The 14668-nt window shown below is 71.9% G+C and carries 15 protein-coding genes; 8 read left to right on the forward strand and 7 right to left on the reverse strand.

From position 1 onward, the window contains the following. Positions 1 to 111 precede the first annotated feature (111 nt). Positions 112 to 903 (reverse strand): transglutaminase-like domain-containing protein, encoded by a 792-nt coding sequence (locus tag OHS58_RS23495; RefSeq protein ID WP_326947646.1) that lies wholly within the window; start codon positions 901 to 903, stop codon positions 112 to 114. A 41-nt stretch (positions 904 to 944) separates the two neighbouring features. Here OHS58_RS23495 and OHS58_RS23500 point away from each other — a divergent pair, with 41 nt between their 5' ends. Beyond that, entirely contained in the window at positions 945 to 1508 is a 564-nt protein-coding gene (locus tag OHS58_RS23500) for a dienelactone hydrolase family protein (RefSeq protein ID WP_328644007.1), read from the forward strand. On the opposite strand, the gene OHS58_RS23505 is transcribed toward OHS58_RS23500, so the two are convergent. Then, positions 1499 to 2725, reverse strand: a complete 1227-nt coding sequence (locus OHS58_RS23505) for a cytochrome P450 (protein ID WP_326954841.1) — start codon at positions 2723 to 2725, stop codon at positions 1499 to 1501. The genes OHS58_RS23500 and OHS58_RS23505 overlap by 10 nt on opposite strands. Before the next feature lie 244 nt (positions 2726 to 2969). Between OHS58_RS23505 and OHS58_RS23510 the strand changes: the two genes are divergently transcribed. Next, positions 2970 to 4127 (forward strand): steroid 3-ketoacyl-CoA thiolase, encoded by a 1158-nt coding sequence (locus OHS58_RS23510; protein ID WP_328644008.1) that lies wholly within the window; start codon positions 2970 to 2972, stop codon positions 4125 to 4127. A gap of 186 nt (positions 4128 to 4313) precedes the next feature. Here OHS58_RS23510 and OHS58_RS23515 read toward each other — a convergent pair whose 3' ends face one another. Both OHS58_RS23515 and OHS58_RS23520 read right to left on the reverse strand, forming a co-directional pair. Further along, positions 4314 to 4811 carry a pyridoxamine 5'-phosphate oxidase family protein gene (locus OHS58_RS23515; RefSeq protein ID WP_328644009.1) on the reverse strand — a complete coding sequence of 166 codons (498 nt, stop codon included), beginning with the start codon at positions 4809 to 4811 and terminating at the stop codon, positions 4314 to 4316. Positions 4812 to 4822: 11 nt separating this feature from the next. Next, positions 4823 to 6088: a beta-ketoacyl [acyl carrier protein] synthase domain-containing protein gene (locus OHS58_RS23520; protein ID WP_328644010.1), complete on the reverse strand. Its 1266-nt coding sequence runs from the start codon at positions 6086 to 6088 to the stop codon at positions 4823 to 4825. A gap of 147 nt (positions 6089 to 6235) precedes the next feature. On the opposite strand from OHS58_RS23520, the gene asnB reads away from it, so the two are divergent. Continuing rightward, positions 6236 to 8020 carry an asparagine synthase (glutamine-hydrolyzing) gene (asnB, locus tag OHS58_RS23525; protein ID WP_328644011.1) on the forward strand — a complete coding sequence of 595 codons (1785 nt, stop codon included), beginning with the start codon at positions 6236 to 6238 and terminating at the stop codon, positions 8018 to 8020. Here asnB and OHS58_RS23530 read toward each other — a convergent pair. Genes OHS58_RS23530 through OHS58_RS23540 form a run of 3 tightly spaced genes read right to left on the reverse strand, consistent with a single transcriptional unit; the run spans position 8017 to position 10071 of the window. After that, positions 8017 to 8400, reverse strand: a complete 384-nt coding sequence (locus OHS58_RS23530; RefSeq protein WP_328644012.1) for a RidA family protein — start codon at positions 8398 to 8400, stop codon at positions 8017 to 8019. The two genes, asnB and OHS58_RS23530, sit on opposite strands and share 4 nt — an antisense overlap. A 31-nt stretch (positions 8401 to 8431) precedes the next feature. Then, positions 8432 to 9331: an SDR family oxidoreductase gene (locus OHS58_RS23535; RefSeq protein WP_328644013.1), complete on the reverse strand. Its 900-nt coding sequence runs from the start codon at positions 9329 to 9331 to the stop codon at positions 8432 to 8434. Next, positions 9328 to 10071 (reverse strand): SDR family oxidoreductase, encoded by a 744-nt coding sequence (locus OHS58_RS23540; protein ID WP_328644014.1) that lies wholly within the window; start codon positions 10069 to 10071, stop codon positions 9328 to 9330. Before OHS58_RS23540 ends, OHS58_RS23535 begins: the two co-directional genes overlap by 4 nt. Before the next feature lie 76 nt (positions 10072 to 10147). Here OHS58_RS23540 and OHS58_RS23545 point away from each other — a divergent pair, with 76 nt between their 5' ends. Genes OHS58_RS23545 through OHS58_RS23565 form a run of 5 tightly spaced genes read left to right on the forward strand, consistent with a single transcriptional unit; the run spans position 10148 to position 14326 of the window. Then, positions 10148 to 10897: an enoyl-CoA hydratase family protein gene (locus OHS58_RS23545; protein WP_328644015.1), complete on the forward strand. Its 750-nt coding sequence runs from the start codon at positions 10148 to 10150 to the stop codon at positions 10895 to 10897. Then, on the forward strand, positions 10894 to 11757 hold the full coding sequence (locus tag OHS58_RS23550) for a CoA transferase subunit A (protein ID WP_328644016.1): 864 nt from the start codon (positions 10894 to 10896) through the stop codon (positions 11755 to 11757). The genes OHS58_RS23545 and OHS58_RS23550 overlap by 4 nt, the downstream gene beginning before the upstream one ends. Continuing rightward, a complete protein-coding gene (locus tag OHS58_RS23555) occupies positions 11754 to 12476 on the forward strand; it encodes a CoA-transferase subunit beta (protein WP_328644017.1) in 723 nt (240 codons plus the stop codon). The genes OHS58_RS23550 and OHS58_RS23555 overlap by 4 nt, the downstream gene beginning before the upstream one ends. Further along, positions 12473 to 13516, forward strand: coding sequence for an NAD(P)H-dependent flavin oxidoreductase (locus OHS58_RS23560; RefSeq protein WP_328644018.1), 1044 nt, complete (start codon positions 12473 to 12475; stop codon positions 13514 to 13516). The genes OHS58_RS23555 and OHS58_RS23560 overlap by 4 nt, the downstream gene beginning before the upstream one ends. Positions 13517 to 13525: 9 nt before the next feature. Continuing rightward, positions 13526 to 14326 carry an alpha/beta fold hydrolase gene (locus OHS58_RS23565; protein WP_328644019.1) on the forward strand — a complete coding sequence of 267 codons (801 nt, stop codon included), beginning with the start codon at positions 13526 to 13528 and terminating at the stop codon, positions 14324 to 14326. The last annotated feature ends 342 nt before the right edge of the window (positions 14327 to 14668 follow it).

Here is a 14668-nt window from a genome sequence, read left to right on the forward strand (position 1 = left end):
ACACTGTTTACCCAGCCGGGACCCTCCTCGCGCACACAACACGCACTCTTGACACCCCATCACCCGCTCGCCGGACGTGCGGGGGCCTCGGAGTGACCTCGGCCAGGGGCGTCAGCTGAGCGCGACCAGCTCGGACCAGTCGTCCTGGGGCAGCTCGGCGTCCGTCGTCGCGAACACCGAGCTGCCCAGGAAGTCCAGGCTGCAGCCGAGGGTGGCCAGGAACGACGTGTCCGCGGCGTCGCGGCCGGTGGAGATGCGGAGCATCGTCTGGCGCGGCGCGAGGTGCGTGGCGTCGAAGACGTACCAGTGGCCGTCGATCGCGGCCTCGAACACGGCGTGGAAGTCCATCGGCGACAGCCCGGGCGCGTAGACGCCGACGTAGCGGGCTGGGATGTCGAAGAACCGGCAGAAGGTGACGCACACGTGCGCGAAGTCGCGGCAGACGCCTTCGCCGGCCAGGAGGGTGTCGATGGCGTCGTCGGTCGGCCGGGTGGCGCCGACGGTGTAGAGGAGCCGGTCGTTGACGTTCCGGACGATCGCGTCCACAGTGGACCGCGCGTCGGGGCGGCCGTACATCTCCGGCGTCGCCAGGCCGCCGATCCGGTCGGACGGGCAGTACCGGCTCGGCCGGGTGAACACGGCGATGTCGGCGAGGGTGACGGGCTCGGGTTCGGCCGCGGCCAGGTCGCGCTCGGCGTGGTAGGTGACGCGGTGCTCCCCGAGCGGCAGGTCGAAGACGTCGGCGCGGGTACCGTGCTCGAACAGGACGGCTTCGCTCCCGCCGTCCCAGGAGACGGTCAGGTCCTCGGTGTCGGCGTTCGCCGCCGCGATCGAGATCGCCGCCCGGCCGGGTTCGGTGACACGGATGGTGAACTCGACGTCGACACTCGCTCGCGGGGCCATCGCGCCATGATGACAGCCGGGCCGCGTGCGACCATCACCCCGTGGTGAACATCGTGGTCTTCCATTCGGTGCTGGGGCTCCGGCCGGTCGAGCTCGGCGCGGCCGAACGGCTGCGGGCGGCCGGGCACGACGTCGTCACGCCCGACCTCTACGCCGGCTCGACCGCGCCCACGCTCGAGGAGGGCTTCGCCCTGATGGACCACGTCGGCTGGACGACGATCAGCGGTCGCGCGTCCGACGCGGTGCGCGACCTGCCGCCCGCCACCGTGCTGCTGGGGGTGTCGATGGGCTGCGGCGTCGTCCAGGGCGTCCTCCCGGACCGTCCCGCCGCGGCGGGAGTCCTGCTGCTGCACGCGTTGGGGGCCATTCCGGCGTCGGCGCGCACCGGCCTGCCGGTGCAGGTGCACGTCGCCGATCCGGACCCGATCGCACCGCCAGCCGAGGTCGCCGCCTGGCGAGCGGTCAACCCCACGGCCGAGGTGTTCACCTACCCCGGCGCCGGCCACTTCTACACCGACGCCGAGGGTCCCGACCACGACGAAGCCGCGTCCGCTCTCACCTGGCAGCGGGTGCTCGGCTTCCTCCGGACGCTGCCTCAGGCGTAGCGGACCGGGTAGTGCTTGATGCCGTTGAGCCAGCTGGAGCGCAGGCGCACCGGGGGTTCCGCTTCGGTGATGTCCGGCATCACGTCGGCGATGGCGTTGAAGATCAGGTCGATCTCCAGCCGGGCGAGGTTGGCGCCGATGCAGTAGTGCGAACCGGTGCCGCCGAAGCCGACGTGCGGGTTGTCCTCCCGCATGATGTCGAACTTCTCCGCGTCTTCGAACACGTCGGGGTCGAAGTTGGCGGAGCTGTAGAACATCCCGACGCGGTCGCCCCGCTTGATCTGCGCACCGCCCAGCTCGGTGTCGCGGGTGGCGGTGCGCTGGAAGGCGACCACCGGGGTGGCCCAGCGGACGATCTCGTCGGGCGCGGTCTTCGGGCGCTGCTCCTTGAACAGCTCCCACTGGGCCGGGTGGTCCAGGAACGCCTTCATGCCGTGCGTGATCGCGTTGCGCGTGGTCTCGTTGCCGGCCACCGCGAGCAGGATGACGAAGAAGCCGAACTCGTCGGAGCCCAGCGCCTCGCCGTCGACGTCGGCCTCGATCAGCTTGGTGACGATGTCGTCCATCGGGCACTTGCGACGGTCCTCGGCCATGTTCCAGGCGTAGCCGATGAGCTGGGTCGACGCCTCGAGCGGCTCGAGCTGGTACTCGGGATCGTCGTAGGCGACCATCTGGTTGGACCAGTCGAAGATCTTGAGCCGGTCCTCCTGCGGGACGCCGATCAGTTCGGCGATCGCCTGCAGCGGCAGCTCGCAGGCGACGTCGGTGACGAAGTCGCCCGTGCCCTTCTTCTTCGCCTCGAACACGATCTTCGCGGCGCGGTCCCGCAGCGTGTCCTCGAGCTTGGCGATCGAGCGCGGGGTGAAGCCCTTCGACACGATCCGCCGCAGCTTGGTGTGCTGGGGCGCGTCCATGTTGAGCAGGACCAGGCGGTTCGCGTTGAGGCGGTCCTCGGTCATGCTCTCGTCGAAGCGGATGATCGCGGTCTTCTCGCTCGACGAGTAGAGCGTGCTGTCGCGGGAGACCTCCTTGACGTCCGCGTGCCGCGAGACGACCCAATAGCCGTCGTCACCGAAGCCCGCGGTGTTGTTCTTCTGGGGGTTCCACCACACGGGGGCGGTCCGCCGGAGCTCGGCGAACTCGGCCAGGGGCAGCCGATGGGCGTAGAGGTCCGGGTCCGTGAAGTCGAAACCGGCGGGGATGAGCGGAGCGGCCACGTTGCCTCCCACGGTTCGCCTTGTGAAACACGTTCTAAGCGGATTTAAGCATACGGTGTTAACAAGCGGAAGGGCGTTCAGTGAAACCTGTTAACTTGACCGATGAGGCCAGGTGAACGAGCGCTCACTCGGCCAAGATCGAGATCACGCCCGCGCTGCGGCGCCTTGCATCGAACGATAACTTGTTCTAGTTTTTGGGCTACTGAACAGTCTTCCCGATGAACTTCCCGACGAAGGGGACCAGATGGGCGTGCCGGTCATCGTCGAAGCCGTGCGGACCCCGATCGGCAAGCGGGGCGGCCTGCTGGCCGGCCTGCACGCGGCCGAGCTGCTGGGGGCCGCGCAGCTGGCCCTGCTGGACCGCGCCGGGATCGACCCGGCGCTGGTCGAGCAGCTGATCGGCGGCTGCGTCACGCAGGCCGGCGAGCAGTCGAGCAACGTCACGCGCACCGCGTGGCTGCACGCGGGCCTGCCGGAGACGGCGGGCGCGACGACGATCGACGCCCAGTGCGGCTCGGCGCAGCAGGCCACGCACCTGATCGCCGGCCTGATCGCGGCGGACGCCATCGACGTCGGCGTCGCCTGCGGGGTCGAGGCGATGAGCCGCGTCCCCCTGGGGACGAACCGAGCGGGCGGCTCCCCCCGGCCGGCGTCGTGGTCGATCGACCTCCCGAACCAGTACGGCGCGGCGGAGCGCATCGCGGTGCGCCGGGGCTTGACGCGCGCCGACGTCGACGCGTTCGGCGCGGCGTCCCAGCAGAAAGCGGCGGCCGCGTGGGAGGCCGGCCACTTCGACCGCGAGGTGGCGCCGGTGAAGGCCCCGGTCCTCGACGCGTCGGGCGAACCGACCGGCGAAACCCGGCTGATCACCCGGGACCAGGGCCTGCGCGAGACGACGGCCGAGGGCCTGGCCCGCCTCAAGCCGGTGGTCGAGGACGGCATCCACACGGCGGGCACGTCATCCCAGATCTCCGACGGCGCGGCGGCCCTGCTGCTGATGGACTCCACGCGCGCCGCGGCCCTGGGCCTGCGCCCGCGAGCCCGGATCATCGCGCAGGCACTGGTCGGCGCGGAGCCGTACTACCACCTGGACGGCCCGATCCGCGCGACGGAGCGGGTGCTGACGCGCGCGGGCATGACGATCGCCGACCCGGACCTGTTCGAGGTCAACGAAGCGTTCGCTTCGGTGCCGCTGTCGTGGCAGCGAACGCTCTCGCCGGACGAGTCCCGAGTCAACGTCAACGGCGGCGCGATCGCCCTGGGCCACCCGGTGGGCAGCACGGGAGCGCGCCTGCTGACGACGGCGCTGCACGAGCTGGAGCGCCGGGACGCGTCGACGGCGCTGGTGACGATGTGCGCCGGGGGCGCGTTGGCGACGGCGACGATCATCGAACGCCTCTGACCCGCTGCGGCGGCCAGGCACCGAGTTGGCCGCTACCGCTGGCGGGGTGGCAGCTCCAGTCGCCAAGCTGGCCGTTCCGGTAGTCGAGTCGGCGATGCCCGTGCGGCCGAGGTGACCGCACGTCGTCATCAGTTCAGCTTTGCCTTGTCGTCAAACGCATCCCCTTCCCCCGGCACCCGTCCTCCGTTACTCCACCACCTCCGCGGGACCGTTGCCCGGCCTGGCGAACTTCACCGTTCCCCGCCCCTCCCTCCAGCTCTCCACGAAGAGCGTGTCCTCGGCCACCCACGTCAGCACGACCTCCCTGAGGTCCAGCCGGAACAGGTGGCACGGCTCGTCGTTTCCTTGCAGTGCCGCGATCTCCGCCTTGTCCGTCAGCTCCGCCACCACGCCCGCCAGCTTCGCGTCGCCGCCCTCTTCCATGCCCGGGTACGCGTGGATCGCGAACCTGTTGTCCCGCCGCAGATCGCGGGCCTTCATTGCGTCCAGCATCGATCCGATGTAGGCCTCCGCGCCGCGGAAGTCCACCTCGGAGCCGCTCACCCGTGGTGCGCCGTCGCGGCGCAATGTGGCCAGTACGTGCGACTTCTCCGCCGTGAAGCGCGCGTGCACCCGCGTCGCCAGCGAAGGTGACTGCGCCGAGAACTCCTGCCAACTCGTCATGCCCAGCAGCGTCCCACCCACCACCGACAGTTTCAGAGCCCACCCACGACCAGGTGAACGAACGTCCCGGACAGCCCGTAGGTGCTCACCCCGGCCAGCGCCCGCCCCGGGTGGGGCCATTCGGCTGGTGACGACGCGAGTTCCAGACCCGCCCAGTCGACCGCCGATGTCGGACGTGGGCAGTGCAGGGTGGCCGGAATCCGCCGTTCGCGGACCACCATCGCCGTCTTGATCAAGCCCGCCAGGCCACCCGCCGCCTCCGGGTGGCCGATGTTCGACTTCACCGAACCCACCAGGCACGGCTGTCCCGGCGGCCGCCCGGCGCCGATCGCCTCGCTGATCGCCCGCAGCTCGATGACGTCGCCCGCCGGGGCCGCGTTGCCGTGCGCCTCCACGTAACCGAGCTCCGCGGGCGCGACCCCGGCCTGCGCGCACGCCCGGGCGATCACCTGCAGGTAGCCCTCCACAGACGGCGCGATGATCGCCTTGGCCGTGCGGCCCTTGCTCGCCTGGGCGCTGCCCAGGATCAGCGCGTGGACGCGGTCGCCGTCGGCCAGGGCCTGGCCCAGGCGCTTGAGGACGACGACGCCCGCACCGTCGCTGCGGACGAAACCGTCCGCGTCCTCGTCGCCGAAACGGCAACGTCCGGTCGGCGACAGCATCCCCGCCGCCGAGTAGCCGAGCGTGTGGTCGGTGCCTAGGACCAGGCTGACACCGCCCGCCACCGCCGTGTCGCACTCCCCCGTGCGCAGGCTCTGGCACGCGAGGTGCACGGCCAGCGTGCCCGACGAACACGCCGCGTCGACCGTGGCGCACGGGCCGCGCAGGTCCCACGCGTAGCTGATCCGCCCGGACGCCATGCTCCGCGCCGCCGCGCCCGCGATCGCGTACATGTCGGCCGTCCCTTGAAGACCGTCCCAGTGCTCGCCCGTGCTCTGCCCCATGAAGACGCCGATCTCGCGGCCCTCGACGCCGTCGAGCCCGGCGTCGGCCAGTGCGTCGCGCGTGGTCGTCAGGAGGACGCGGTGCTGCGGGTCGAGCACCGCCGCTTCCCGTTCGCTCACGCCGAAGAACCCCGGGTCGAACTCTTCGGAGCCGACGAAACCGCCCGCCAGGCTGACGAGCCGGCCGCGACGGCGGGGCACCGGGTCGTACAGCTCCGCCGCGTCGAACCGGCCGCCCGGTGCGGCGCCGACGACCGCGTCGACGCGCGTGTCGAGCAGCTCCCAGAGCGCGTCCGGGCCGGCCGCGCCGGGGAACCGGCAGCTCATGCCGACGATCGCGATCGGCTCGTTCATCGTTCTCCCAAATATGTCCACTGTGGACGGCGGATTCACCCGTCCGTGGCAGCGCGGGTTCCCGCGGCCGCGCACACCCTATGTGATCATTCAGGCCGCCCGGGTGATCGCCTCGGCGATCTCCCCTTCCCCGGAGGAATCCCCGTTATGTGTGGCATCGCGGGCTGGGCCGACCCCAGCTGCCCGCTCCCGGACGGCGGCATGACCGTGCACCGGATGACCGAGACCCTCGCCGCCCGCGGGCCGGACGACTCCGGCGTCTGGGCGGCCGCGCACGTCGCGTTCGGGCACCGCCGGCTCGCCGTGCTCGACCCCGCGAACGGCCGGCAGCCGATGGTCGCCTACGACGACCAGGACGAGGCCACGACCGTCCTGTCCTACAGCGGCGAGGTGTTCAACCACCGCGAGCTGCGCGTCGAGCTGGAGCTGCTGGGGCACAAGTTCCGTACGCGCACCGACACGGAAGTCGTGCTGCACGCCTTCCTGGAGTGGGGCACCGACGCCCCGCGGCGGCTCGACGGCATGTTCGCCTTCGCCGTCTGGGACGCCTCGCGCCGCCGGTTGCTGCTGGTCCGCGACCGGCTCGGCGTCAAGCCGCTCTGCTACGCGCGGCACGGCGATGGCGTCCTGTTCGCCTCCGAGCCCAAGGCGCTGTTCGCGTCCGGCCTGGTCGCGCCGGCCGTCGACGACGGCGGCCTGCGCGACTTCCTGGCCTCGGTCCGCACCCCGGGGATGACGCTCCACCAGGGCGTTCACGAGGTCCGGCCGGGCACGATGCTGCTGGTCGACGCCGACGGCGTCCGCGAGCGCCGCTACTGGTCACTGGACGCGCAGCCGCACGAAGACGACCTCGCCACGACCGTCGAGCGGATCCGCGAACTCCTCGAAGACATCACCGAACGGCACGTCCGGGCCGACGTCCCGCTCGGCGCGCTGCTGTCGGGCGGCCTCGATTCGAGCGCGCTCGCCGCGCTGGGCCGGCGGTTCACGACCGCGCCGCTGCGCACATTCTCCGTCGGCTTCGCCGGCGAGTTCGTGCCCGACGCCCTCCGCGCCACGCCGGACGCGCCCTACGTGCGGGACGTCGTCGCGCACTGCGGGCTCGACCACCGCGACCTGGTGCTCGGGTCGGCGGCGCTGGCCGATCCGGCGGTGCGCCGGGCCGTCGTCCACGCGCGGGACGCGCCCGCGACCGGCGACATGGACACGTCGCTGTTCCTGCTGTTCAAGGCGGTCCGCGAGCATTCGACGGTGGCGCTGTCCGGGGAGAGCGCCGACGAGGTCTTCGGCGGCTACCCGTGGTTCCACCAGCCGCTCGCCCACGGCTATCCGTGGCGTTACTTCACCGGCCGCAGCGGGACGTACCTCGCGCTGCTGCGCGACGACGTCGCCGCGGAACTCGCCGTCGGCGCCCATCGCGAGGCGCACTACCGGCAGGCGCTCGCCGAAGTTCCGGTGCTGCCGGGGGAAACGGCCGAGCAGCGCCGGATGCGTGAGGTCGTCCACCTGCACCTGACGCGCTGGCTGCCGGACCTGCTCGACCGCAAGGATCGGCTCAGCATGGCCGTCGGCCTGGAGGTCCGGGTGCCGTTCTGCGACCACCGGCTCGTCGAGTACGCCTTCAACACGCCGTGGTCGCACCACACTTTCGACGGCCGGGAGAAGTCGCTGCTGCGGGCGGCGGTGGCCGATCTGCTCCCGCGCAGCGTCACCGAGCGGGTCAAGGCGCCCTACCCGGCGACGCACGATCCCGGCTACGACGTCGCGATCCGCGCGCAGGCCGCGGATCTGCTGGCCACGCCGAACGCGCCCGCGTGGACCTACCTCGACCCGGCGCGGCTGAGCGAGCGCCTGGCACGCCCGGAGACCGACCGGGCGACACGCGCGGGCATCGACTTCGCGCTCAACCTGGACCTCTGGCTGACGCGCTAACCGGGCAGGTGCGCGTCGACCTCGATCTCGATCTTCATGCGCGGGTCGGCCAGACCGGCCTCCAGCATCGTCGCGGCCGGGCGGACCTCGGCGAACGCCTTGCGCAGCACCGGCCAGCACGGCTCGAAGTCCGCCCGCGACGGCAGCACGTACCGCACCCGGACGACGTCGGCGAAGGTGCAGCCGGCCTCGGTCAAGGCCGCTTCGATGTTGCGAAGGCACTGGGCGGCCTGCTCGACGACGTCGTCGGAGATCGTCATGGTCGAGTAGTCGAAGCCGGTGGTGCCGGAGACGTACACGCGGCCGCCGTCGACGACCGCGCGGGCGTAGCCGATCTGCTCCTCGAAGGTGGAGCCGCTGAGAATGGTTTGACGCGCCATACGCGCACGTTAGCGGCCCGCGCCAACCGAATTATCCGGCGCCGTAGACCGGTTCCGGGTCCGTCGACTCCGCCAGCAGTTCGGCCACCACCGGGCCCAGCTCCACGGGGGCCCAGCGCGCGCCTTTGTCGCGTTGCGGGCCGGGGCGCCAGCCGTCCGCGAGGCCGACGCGGCCGCCGTCCACCTCGAAAACCCGGCCCGTCACCGACGAAGATTCCGTGCTGCCCAGCCAGACCACCAGCGGGGAGACGTTCTCCGGGGCCATCGCGTCGAAGCCGTCGTCGGGCGCGGCCATGTCGAACGTCGTCTCGGTCATCCGGGTCCGGGCGGCCGGAGCGATCGCGTTGACCGTGACGCCGTAGCGGCCGAACTCCGCGGCCGCGACCGTGGTCAGCCCGAGGATGCCCGCCTTCGCCGCCGAGTAGTTGCCCTGGCCGACGCTGCCGAGCAGGCCCGCGCCGGAACTCGTGTTGATCACCCGCGCGGCCCGCGTGCGGCCCGCCTTCGCCTCGGCTCGCCAGTACTCCGCCGCGTGCCGCAGGGGCGCGAAATGGCCTTTGAGGTGCACGCGGACGACCGCGTCCCACTCCTCCTCGGCGAGGTTGACCAGCATCCGGTCACGCAGGAAGCCCGCGTTGTTGACCAGGACGTCGAGGCCCCCGAAGGCGTCCAAAGCCTCCCGAATCAGCGAAGCCGCGCCGTCCCAGGAAGCGACGTCGTCGGTGTTCGCCACCGCTTCCCCGCCCGCCGCGCGGATCTCGTCGACCACCTGCTGCGCCGGGCCCGCTTCGCCGCCGCGGCCGTCCAGCGCCGCGCCCAGATCGTTGACGACCACCCGCGCGCCCTCGGCGGCGAACGCGAGCGCGTGCGCCCGGCCGATCCCGCGCCCGGCGCCGGTGACGACCACTACGCGTCCTTCGACCAGCTTCATTCCTTCTCCTCCATCGCACCGAGAAATGCCGGACGCTCGCCGCCGCCGTGCACCACGAGCCGCGCGCCGCTGACGTAGGACGCCAGCGGTGAAGCCAGGAACACCGCGCACGCGCCGACTTCCGCCGGTTCGGCGAGCCGGCCGAGCGGCACGGTCGCGCCGAGCGCCGCGGGGTCGCCGTACCCGCCGTCCGTGCGCACCATGCCGACGTCGAGCGCGTTGACCCGCACCTTCGGCGCCCATTCGACGGCGAGGGTGCTGGTCAGGTTGTCGAGCCCCGCCTTCGCCGCGCCGTAGGACGCGGTCCCCGGCGATGGCCGCAGCGCGCTCACGCTGCTGATGTTGACGATCGAGCCGCCCCGGTCCTGGCCCTGCATCACGGCGTTCGCGGCCCGCGAGACGATCAGCGGCGCCAGGAGGTTCAGCCCGACGACCTTCTCGTGGAAGCGCGGCGACGCCGTCGACGTGTCCGCGAAGGGCGCGCCGCCCGCGTTGTTCACCAGGACGTCCAGCCGCCCGAAGCGCGCCACGATCTCCGCGACCAGGGCGTCGACGGCGTCCGGATCCCGGATGTCACAAGGGAAGAACACCTCCCCCGGCGACGACTCCGGCGTGCGGCGGGCGCAGGTCACGACCCGCGCGCCCGCCTGTTCGAAGGCGTATGAGATGCCGAGGCCGACCCCGCGGACGCCCCCGGTCACCAGGACGACCGCGCCGTCCAGGCCGAGTTCGAGTGTCACCGGCGACCTCCCGCTTTTGTCGTCCCGATGCTAACGTACCAAGCAAGTGCTAGGTTGTTAACCGCGAGAGGTGCCGATGACGGTTTCGACGCACACCCCGGAGCCCGGGATCGCCGTGGTCACCGTGGCCGCTCCCCCGGTGAACGCGCTGACCGTGCGCGGCTGGTTCGACCTCGCCGAGGCCATCGAAAAGGCGGGCCGCGACCCGGCCGTGCACGTCGTCGTGCTGCGCGCGGAGGGCCGCGGGTTCAACGCCGGCGTCGACATCAAGGAGATCCAGCGCGACCCGGGGTACGACGCGCTGATCGGCGCGAACGAGGGCTGCGCGGCGGCGTTCTCGGCGGTGTACGACTGCCTCGTGCCGGTGATCGTCGCGGTGCAAGGGTTCTGCCTCGGCGGCGGTGTCGGGCTGGTCGGCAACGCGGACATCGTCGTGGCCAGCGAAGACGCCGAGTTCGGACTGCCCGAAGTGGACCGCGGCGCGCTCGGCGCGGCGACGCACCTGGCGCGGCTCGTGCCGCAGCACCTCATGCGCGCCCTGTACTACACGGCGTCGAAGATCAGCGCGCAGCAGCTGCACCACCACGGTTCGGTGTACGCGGTGGTGCCGCGCGAAGAACTCGACGCAACCGCGCTCGGCGTCGCCCGGCAGATCGCCGCGAAGGACACGCGCGTGATCCGCGCGGCGAAGCAGGCCATCAACGGCATCGACGTCCAGCCCGTGCACCGCAGCTACCGGTTCGAGCAGGGATTCACGTTCCAGCTCAACCTCGCCGGTGTCTCGGACGGGGCGCGTCAGGAGTTCTTGGAGAAGGGAAAGCCTTGAGCGACAAGCGGATGAGCGTCGACGACGTCGTCGGCGAACTGCGCGACGGCATGACGCTCGGCATCGGCGGCTGGGGGTCGCGGCGCAAGCCGATGGCGCTGATCCGGGCCATCCTGCGGTCGCCGCTGAAGGACCTGACGGTCGTCTCGTACGGCGGCCCGGACGTCGGCCTCCTGGCTTCGGCGGGCAAGCTGCGCAGGCTGGTCTTCGGGTTCGTGACGCTCGATTCCGTGCCGTTCGACCCGTGGTTCAACCGGGTCCGCGAAGCCGGGTCGATCGAGGTCACCGAGTACGACGAAGGCATCCTCGGCACCGGGCTTTCCGCGGCTGCGCAACGGCTTCCGTTCCTGCCGACGCGCGCCGGGCCCGGCTCCGACGTCATGACGTTCTCGCCGTCGCTGAAGACCGTCCGCTCACCGTACGAGGACGGCGAGGAGCTGCTGGCCGTGCCCGCGCTGCGCCTCGACGCGGCGCTCGTGCACCTCAACCGCGCGGACGCCCGCGGCAACGCGCAGTACCTCGGCCCGGACCCGTACTTCGACGAGCTGTTCGCGCTCGCCGCCGACAAGTGTTACGTGTCAACGGAAAAAGTCGTCCCCACCCACGAGTTGACGGCGACGGCACCCGTGCAGAGCCTGCTGCTCAACCGCGCGAGCGTGCACGGTGTCGTCGAAACCCCGCGCGGCGCGCACTTCACGTCCGCCGCACCGGATTACGGCCGCGACGAACGGTTCCAGCGGCACTACGCGGCCGCGGCGAAGGATCCGGGCGCCTGGCCGGCGTTCGCGGACCGGTTCCTGGCCGGCGACGAGACGGACTACCAGCGGGCCGTCACGCGGTTCGCGGAGGAGGCGGCATGACGCGCGCGGACGTCGCGGTCGTCGCGTGCGCGGAGCTGTTCCGCGGCGACGGCGAGATCCTGATCAGCCCGATGGGCTACGTCCCGGCGCTCGGCGCGCGGCTCGCGCGGCTGACGTTCGAGCCGGATCTGCTGCTCTCGGACGGCGAGGCCTACCTGCTCGAAAGCCCCGTCGGCGAGCCGGTGATCGAGGGCTGGCAGCCGTTCCGGAAGGTCCTGGACACCGTGGTGCCGCACGGGAAGCGGCACGTCGTGATGGGCGCCAACCAGGTCGACCGGCACGGCAACCAGAACATCTCCGCCATCGGCGACCACGAGAAGCCGAAGAAGCAGCTGCTCGGCGTGCGCGGCGGGCCCGGCAACACGGCCAACCACCGCACCAGCTACTGGGTGCCGCGGCACAGCACCCGGGTGTTCGTCGAAGACGTCGATGTCGTGTCCGGTGTCGGTTACGTGCGGGCGCGTGCGGCGGGGTTGCGCTACCACGACGTCCACCGGGTGGTGACGAACCTCGGCGTCCTCGACTTCGGCGGGCCGGACCACGCGGCGCGGCTGGTGTCGACGCACCCCGGCGTCACGGTCGAGGAGGTCATCGCGGCGACCGGGTTCCCGCTGGTCACCGAGGGCATCGCGGTGTCGAGGGAGCCGACCGGCGAGGAGCTGGAGCTGATCGCCCAGCTGGACCCGAAGTCGTTGCGGGAGAAGGAAGTCCCCGAATGAAGACGCGGCTGACCGAGCTGACCGGCGTCCGGCACCCGGTCGTCCAGACGGGGATGGGCTGGGTGGCCGGGCCGCGGCTGGTGTCGGCGACCGCGGAGGGCGGCGGGCTCGGCATCCTCGGCTCCGCGACGATGACGTTCGACGAGCTCGAAGCCGCCGTCAAGGAGGTGAAGAGCCGGACGTCCGCGCCGTTCGGGGTCAACCTGCGTGCGGACGCCGACGACGCCGGCCGCCGCGTCGACCTGCTGATCCGCGAGAACGTCCGGGTCGCGTCGTTCGCCTTGGCGCCCAAGAAGGACATGATCGCGAAGCTGAAGGACCACGGCGTCGTCGTCGTGCCTTCGGTGGGCGCGGCGCGGCACGCCGAGAAGGTGGCGTCTTGGGGCGCGGACGCCGTCGTCGTCCAGGGCGGCGAGGGCGGCGGGCACACCGGCGGGGTGGCCACGACGCTGCTGCTGCCGTCGGTGCTGGACGCCGTCGACATCCCGGTGGTCGCGGCGGGCGGGTTCTTCGACGGCCGCGGGCTGGCCGCGGCGCTGGCGTACGGCGCGGCCGGGATCGGCATGGGCACGCGGTTCCTGCTGACGCGGGAGAGCACCGTGCCGGACGCCGTCAAGCAGGCCTACCTGACGCGGGACCTGAACGGCACCGTCGTCACCCGGAAGGTCGACGGCCTCCCTCACCGTGTGTTGCGAACGGGGCTGGTCGACGGGCTGGAGGCGTCCGGGACGCTCGGCGGGCTCGGCCGGGCCGCGGCGAACGCCGTCCGGTTCCGGCGGCTGAGCGGGCTCTCGTGGACGTCGCTGCTGCGCGAGGGCGTCCGGATGACGCGAAGCGGGCAGCGGACGTGGGCGCAGGTGCTGATGGCCGCGAACACGCCGATGCTGCTGCGCGCGGGGCTCGTCGACGGCGACCTCGGGGCCGGCGTGCTGGCGTCCGGGCAGGTCGTCGGGCTGCTCGCGGATCTCCCCCGGGTGGGTGACCTGATCGAACGGATCGTGGCCGACGCCGAAGGAATCCTGCGCGGGCTGTGTGCTTGACTTTCCGGCATGATCTCGGAAAGCCGTTGCCCGGTGGAGGACGGTGAGCTCCAGGTCCGCCGCGGCGGCGAGGGGCCGGTGCTGCTGCTGATCGCGGGCGGTACCGGATCGGGTGACGCCTACCGGGCGCTGGCGAAGCACCTGTACGAGCACTTCACGGTCGTCACGTACGACCGGCGCGGCCACTTCGCCAGCACGGACACCACGACGGGCCCGGTCCCGGTGTCGCTGCAGGCCGACGACGCGCTGGCGGTGCTGAATCACGTGACGGGCGCGCCGGCCCAGGTGTTCGGCTCGAGCGCGGGCGCGCTGATCGGCCTCGACCTGGTGGCTCGCCACCCGGACAGCGTCACGACGCTGGTCGCGCACGAGCCCCCGGCGGTCCACCTGATGCCGGACGCGAGCGGCTGGCTCGACGCGGCGGCCGAGCAGGTCCGGTTGGCCCGTTCGGGTGACCTGATCGGCGCGGTGACCCGGTTCGCGGACGCGATCGCCGGGGCGGCGCTGCCGAACCTGCCCAACATCCGCCTGCCCCACGAGGCCGACTGGATCCGGCTGTTCGACCGCGAGCTGACGCCGTTCTTCGACTACCTGCCGGACCTGCGCGCCCTGCGCCGGGCGAGCACGGAGATCCTCCCGGTGGCGGGCGAAGGCAGTCGCGGCCGGTACCACTACCAGCCGGCGAAGATCCTGGCGCTGGAACTGGGCTTGCCGTTCACGGAGACGCCGGGAGCACACCTGGCACCACAGCGAAACCCGGCGAAGTTCGCGGCGGCGTTGCGGGACCTGCTGACCCCGGACGCGGCCTGACTCTCGCGCCGTGTCGTCGCGTCAATCACGCGAGCCGGCGCCCCGATCACGCGAGCCGGCGCCCTGATCACATGAGCCGACCATCCGGGCACGCCAGCCGACCCTCCGGGTACGCGAGCCGACCGTCCGGGCACGCGAGCCGACCATCCAGGCACGTTCGCGGCCGCATGGCGGGATCTGCTTTTCCCGAAGCCTGACCTCGGCAGCCCCCCGCCCTTCCCTTGGGGGGCGTCCCCAGGTCCAGTCTATCGGCGGAGCACGACAATCCGGCCGCGCGTGGCCTCCACGGCCGGAGTTGTCCACATCTGCCCCGGCCTGTGGACGACGCCGCACGGCGACCGA

The sequence above is a fragment of the Amycolatopsis sp. NBC_00348 genome (assembly GCF_036114655.1).
Classification (GTDB): domain Bacteria; phylum Actinomycetota; class Actinomycetes; order Mycobacteriales; family Pseudonocardiaceae; genus Amycolatopsis.

Bases quoted from the DNA above. Each gene is read 5' to 3' on its own strand.
- OHS58_RS23495 (WP_326947646.1), bottom strand. From the start codon at position 903: ATGGCCCCGCGAGCGAGTGTCGACGTCGAGTTCACCATCCGTGTCACC.
- OHS58_RS23510 (WP_328644008.1), top strand. From the start codon at position 2,970: ATGGGCGTGCCGGTCATCGTCGAAGCCGTGCGGACCCCGATCGGCAAG.
- OHS58_RS23520 (WP_328644010.1), bottom strand. From the start codon at position 6,088: ATGAACGAGCCGATCGCGATCGTCGGCATGAGCTGCCGGTTCCCCGGC.
- asnB (WP_328644011.1), top strand. From the start codon at position 6,236: ATGTGTGGCATCGCGGGCTGGGCCGACCCCAGCTGCCCGCTCCCGGAC.
- OHS58_RS23530 (WP_328644012.1), bottom strand. From the start codon at position 8,400: ATGGCGCGTCAAACCATTCTCAGCGGCTCCACCTTCGAGGAGCAGATC.
- OHS58_RS23535 (WP_328644013.1), bottom strand. From the start codon at position 9,331: ATGAAGCTGGTCGAAGGACGCGTAGTGGTCGTCACCGGCGCCGGGCGC.
- OHS58_RS23545 (WP_328644015.1), top strand. From the start codon at position 10,148: ATGACGGTTTCGACGCACACCCCGGAGCCCGGGATCGCCGTGGTCACC.
- OHS58_RS23555 (WP_328644017.1), top strand. From the start codon at position 11,754: ATGACGCGCGCGGACGTCGCGGTCGTCGCGTGCGCGGAGCTGTTCCGC.
- OHS58_RS23560 (WP_328644018.1), top strand. From the start codon at position 12,473: ATGAAGACGCGGCTGACCGAGCTGACCGGCGTCCGGCACCCGGTCGTC.
- OHS58_RS23565 (WP_328644019.1), top strand. From the start codon at position 13,526: ATGATCTCGGAAAGCCGTTGCCCGGTGGAGGACGGTGAGCTCCAGGTC.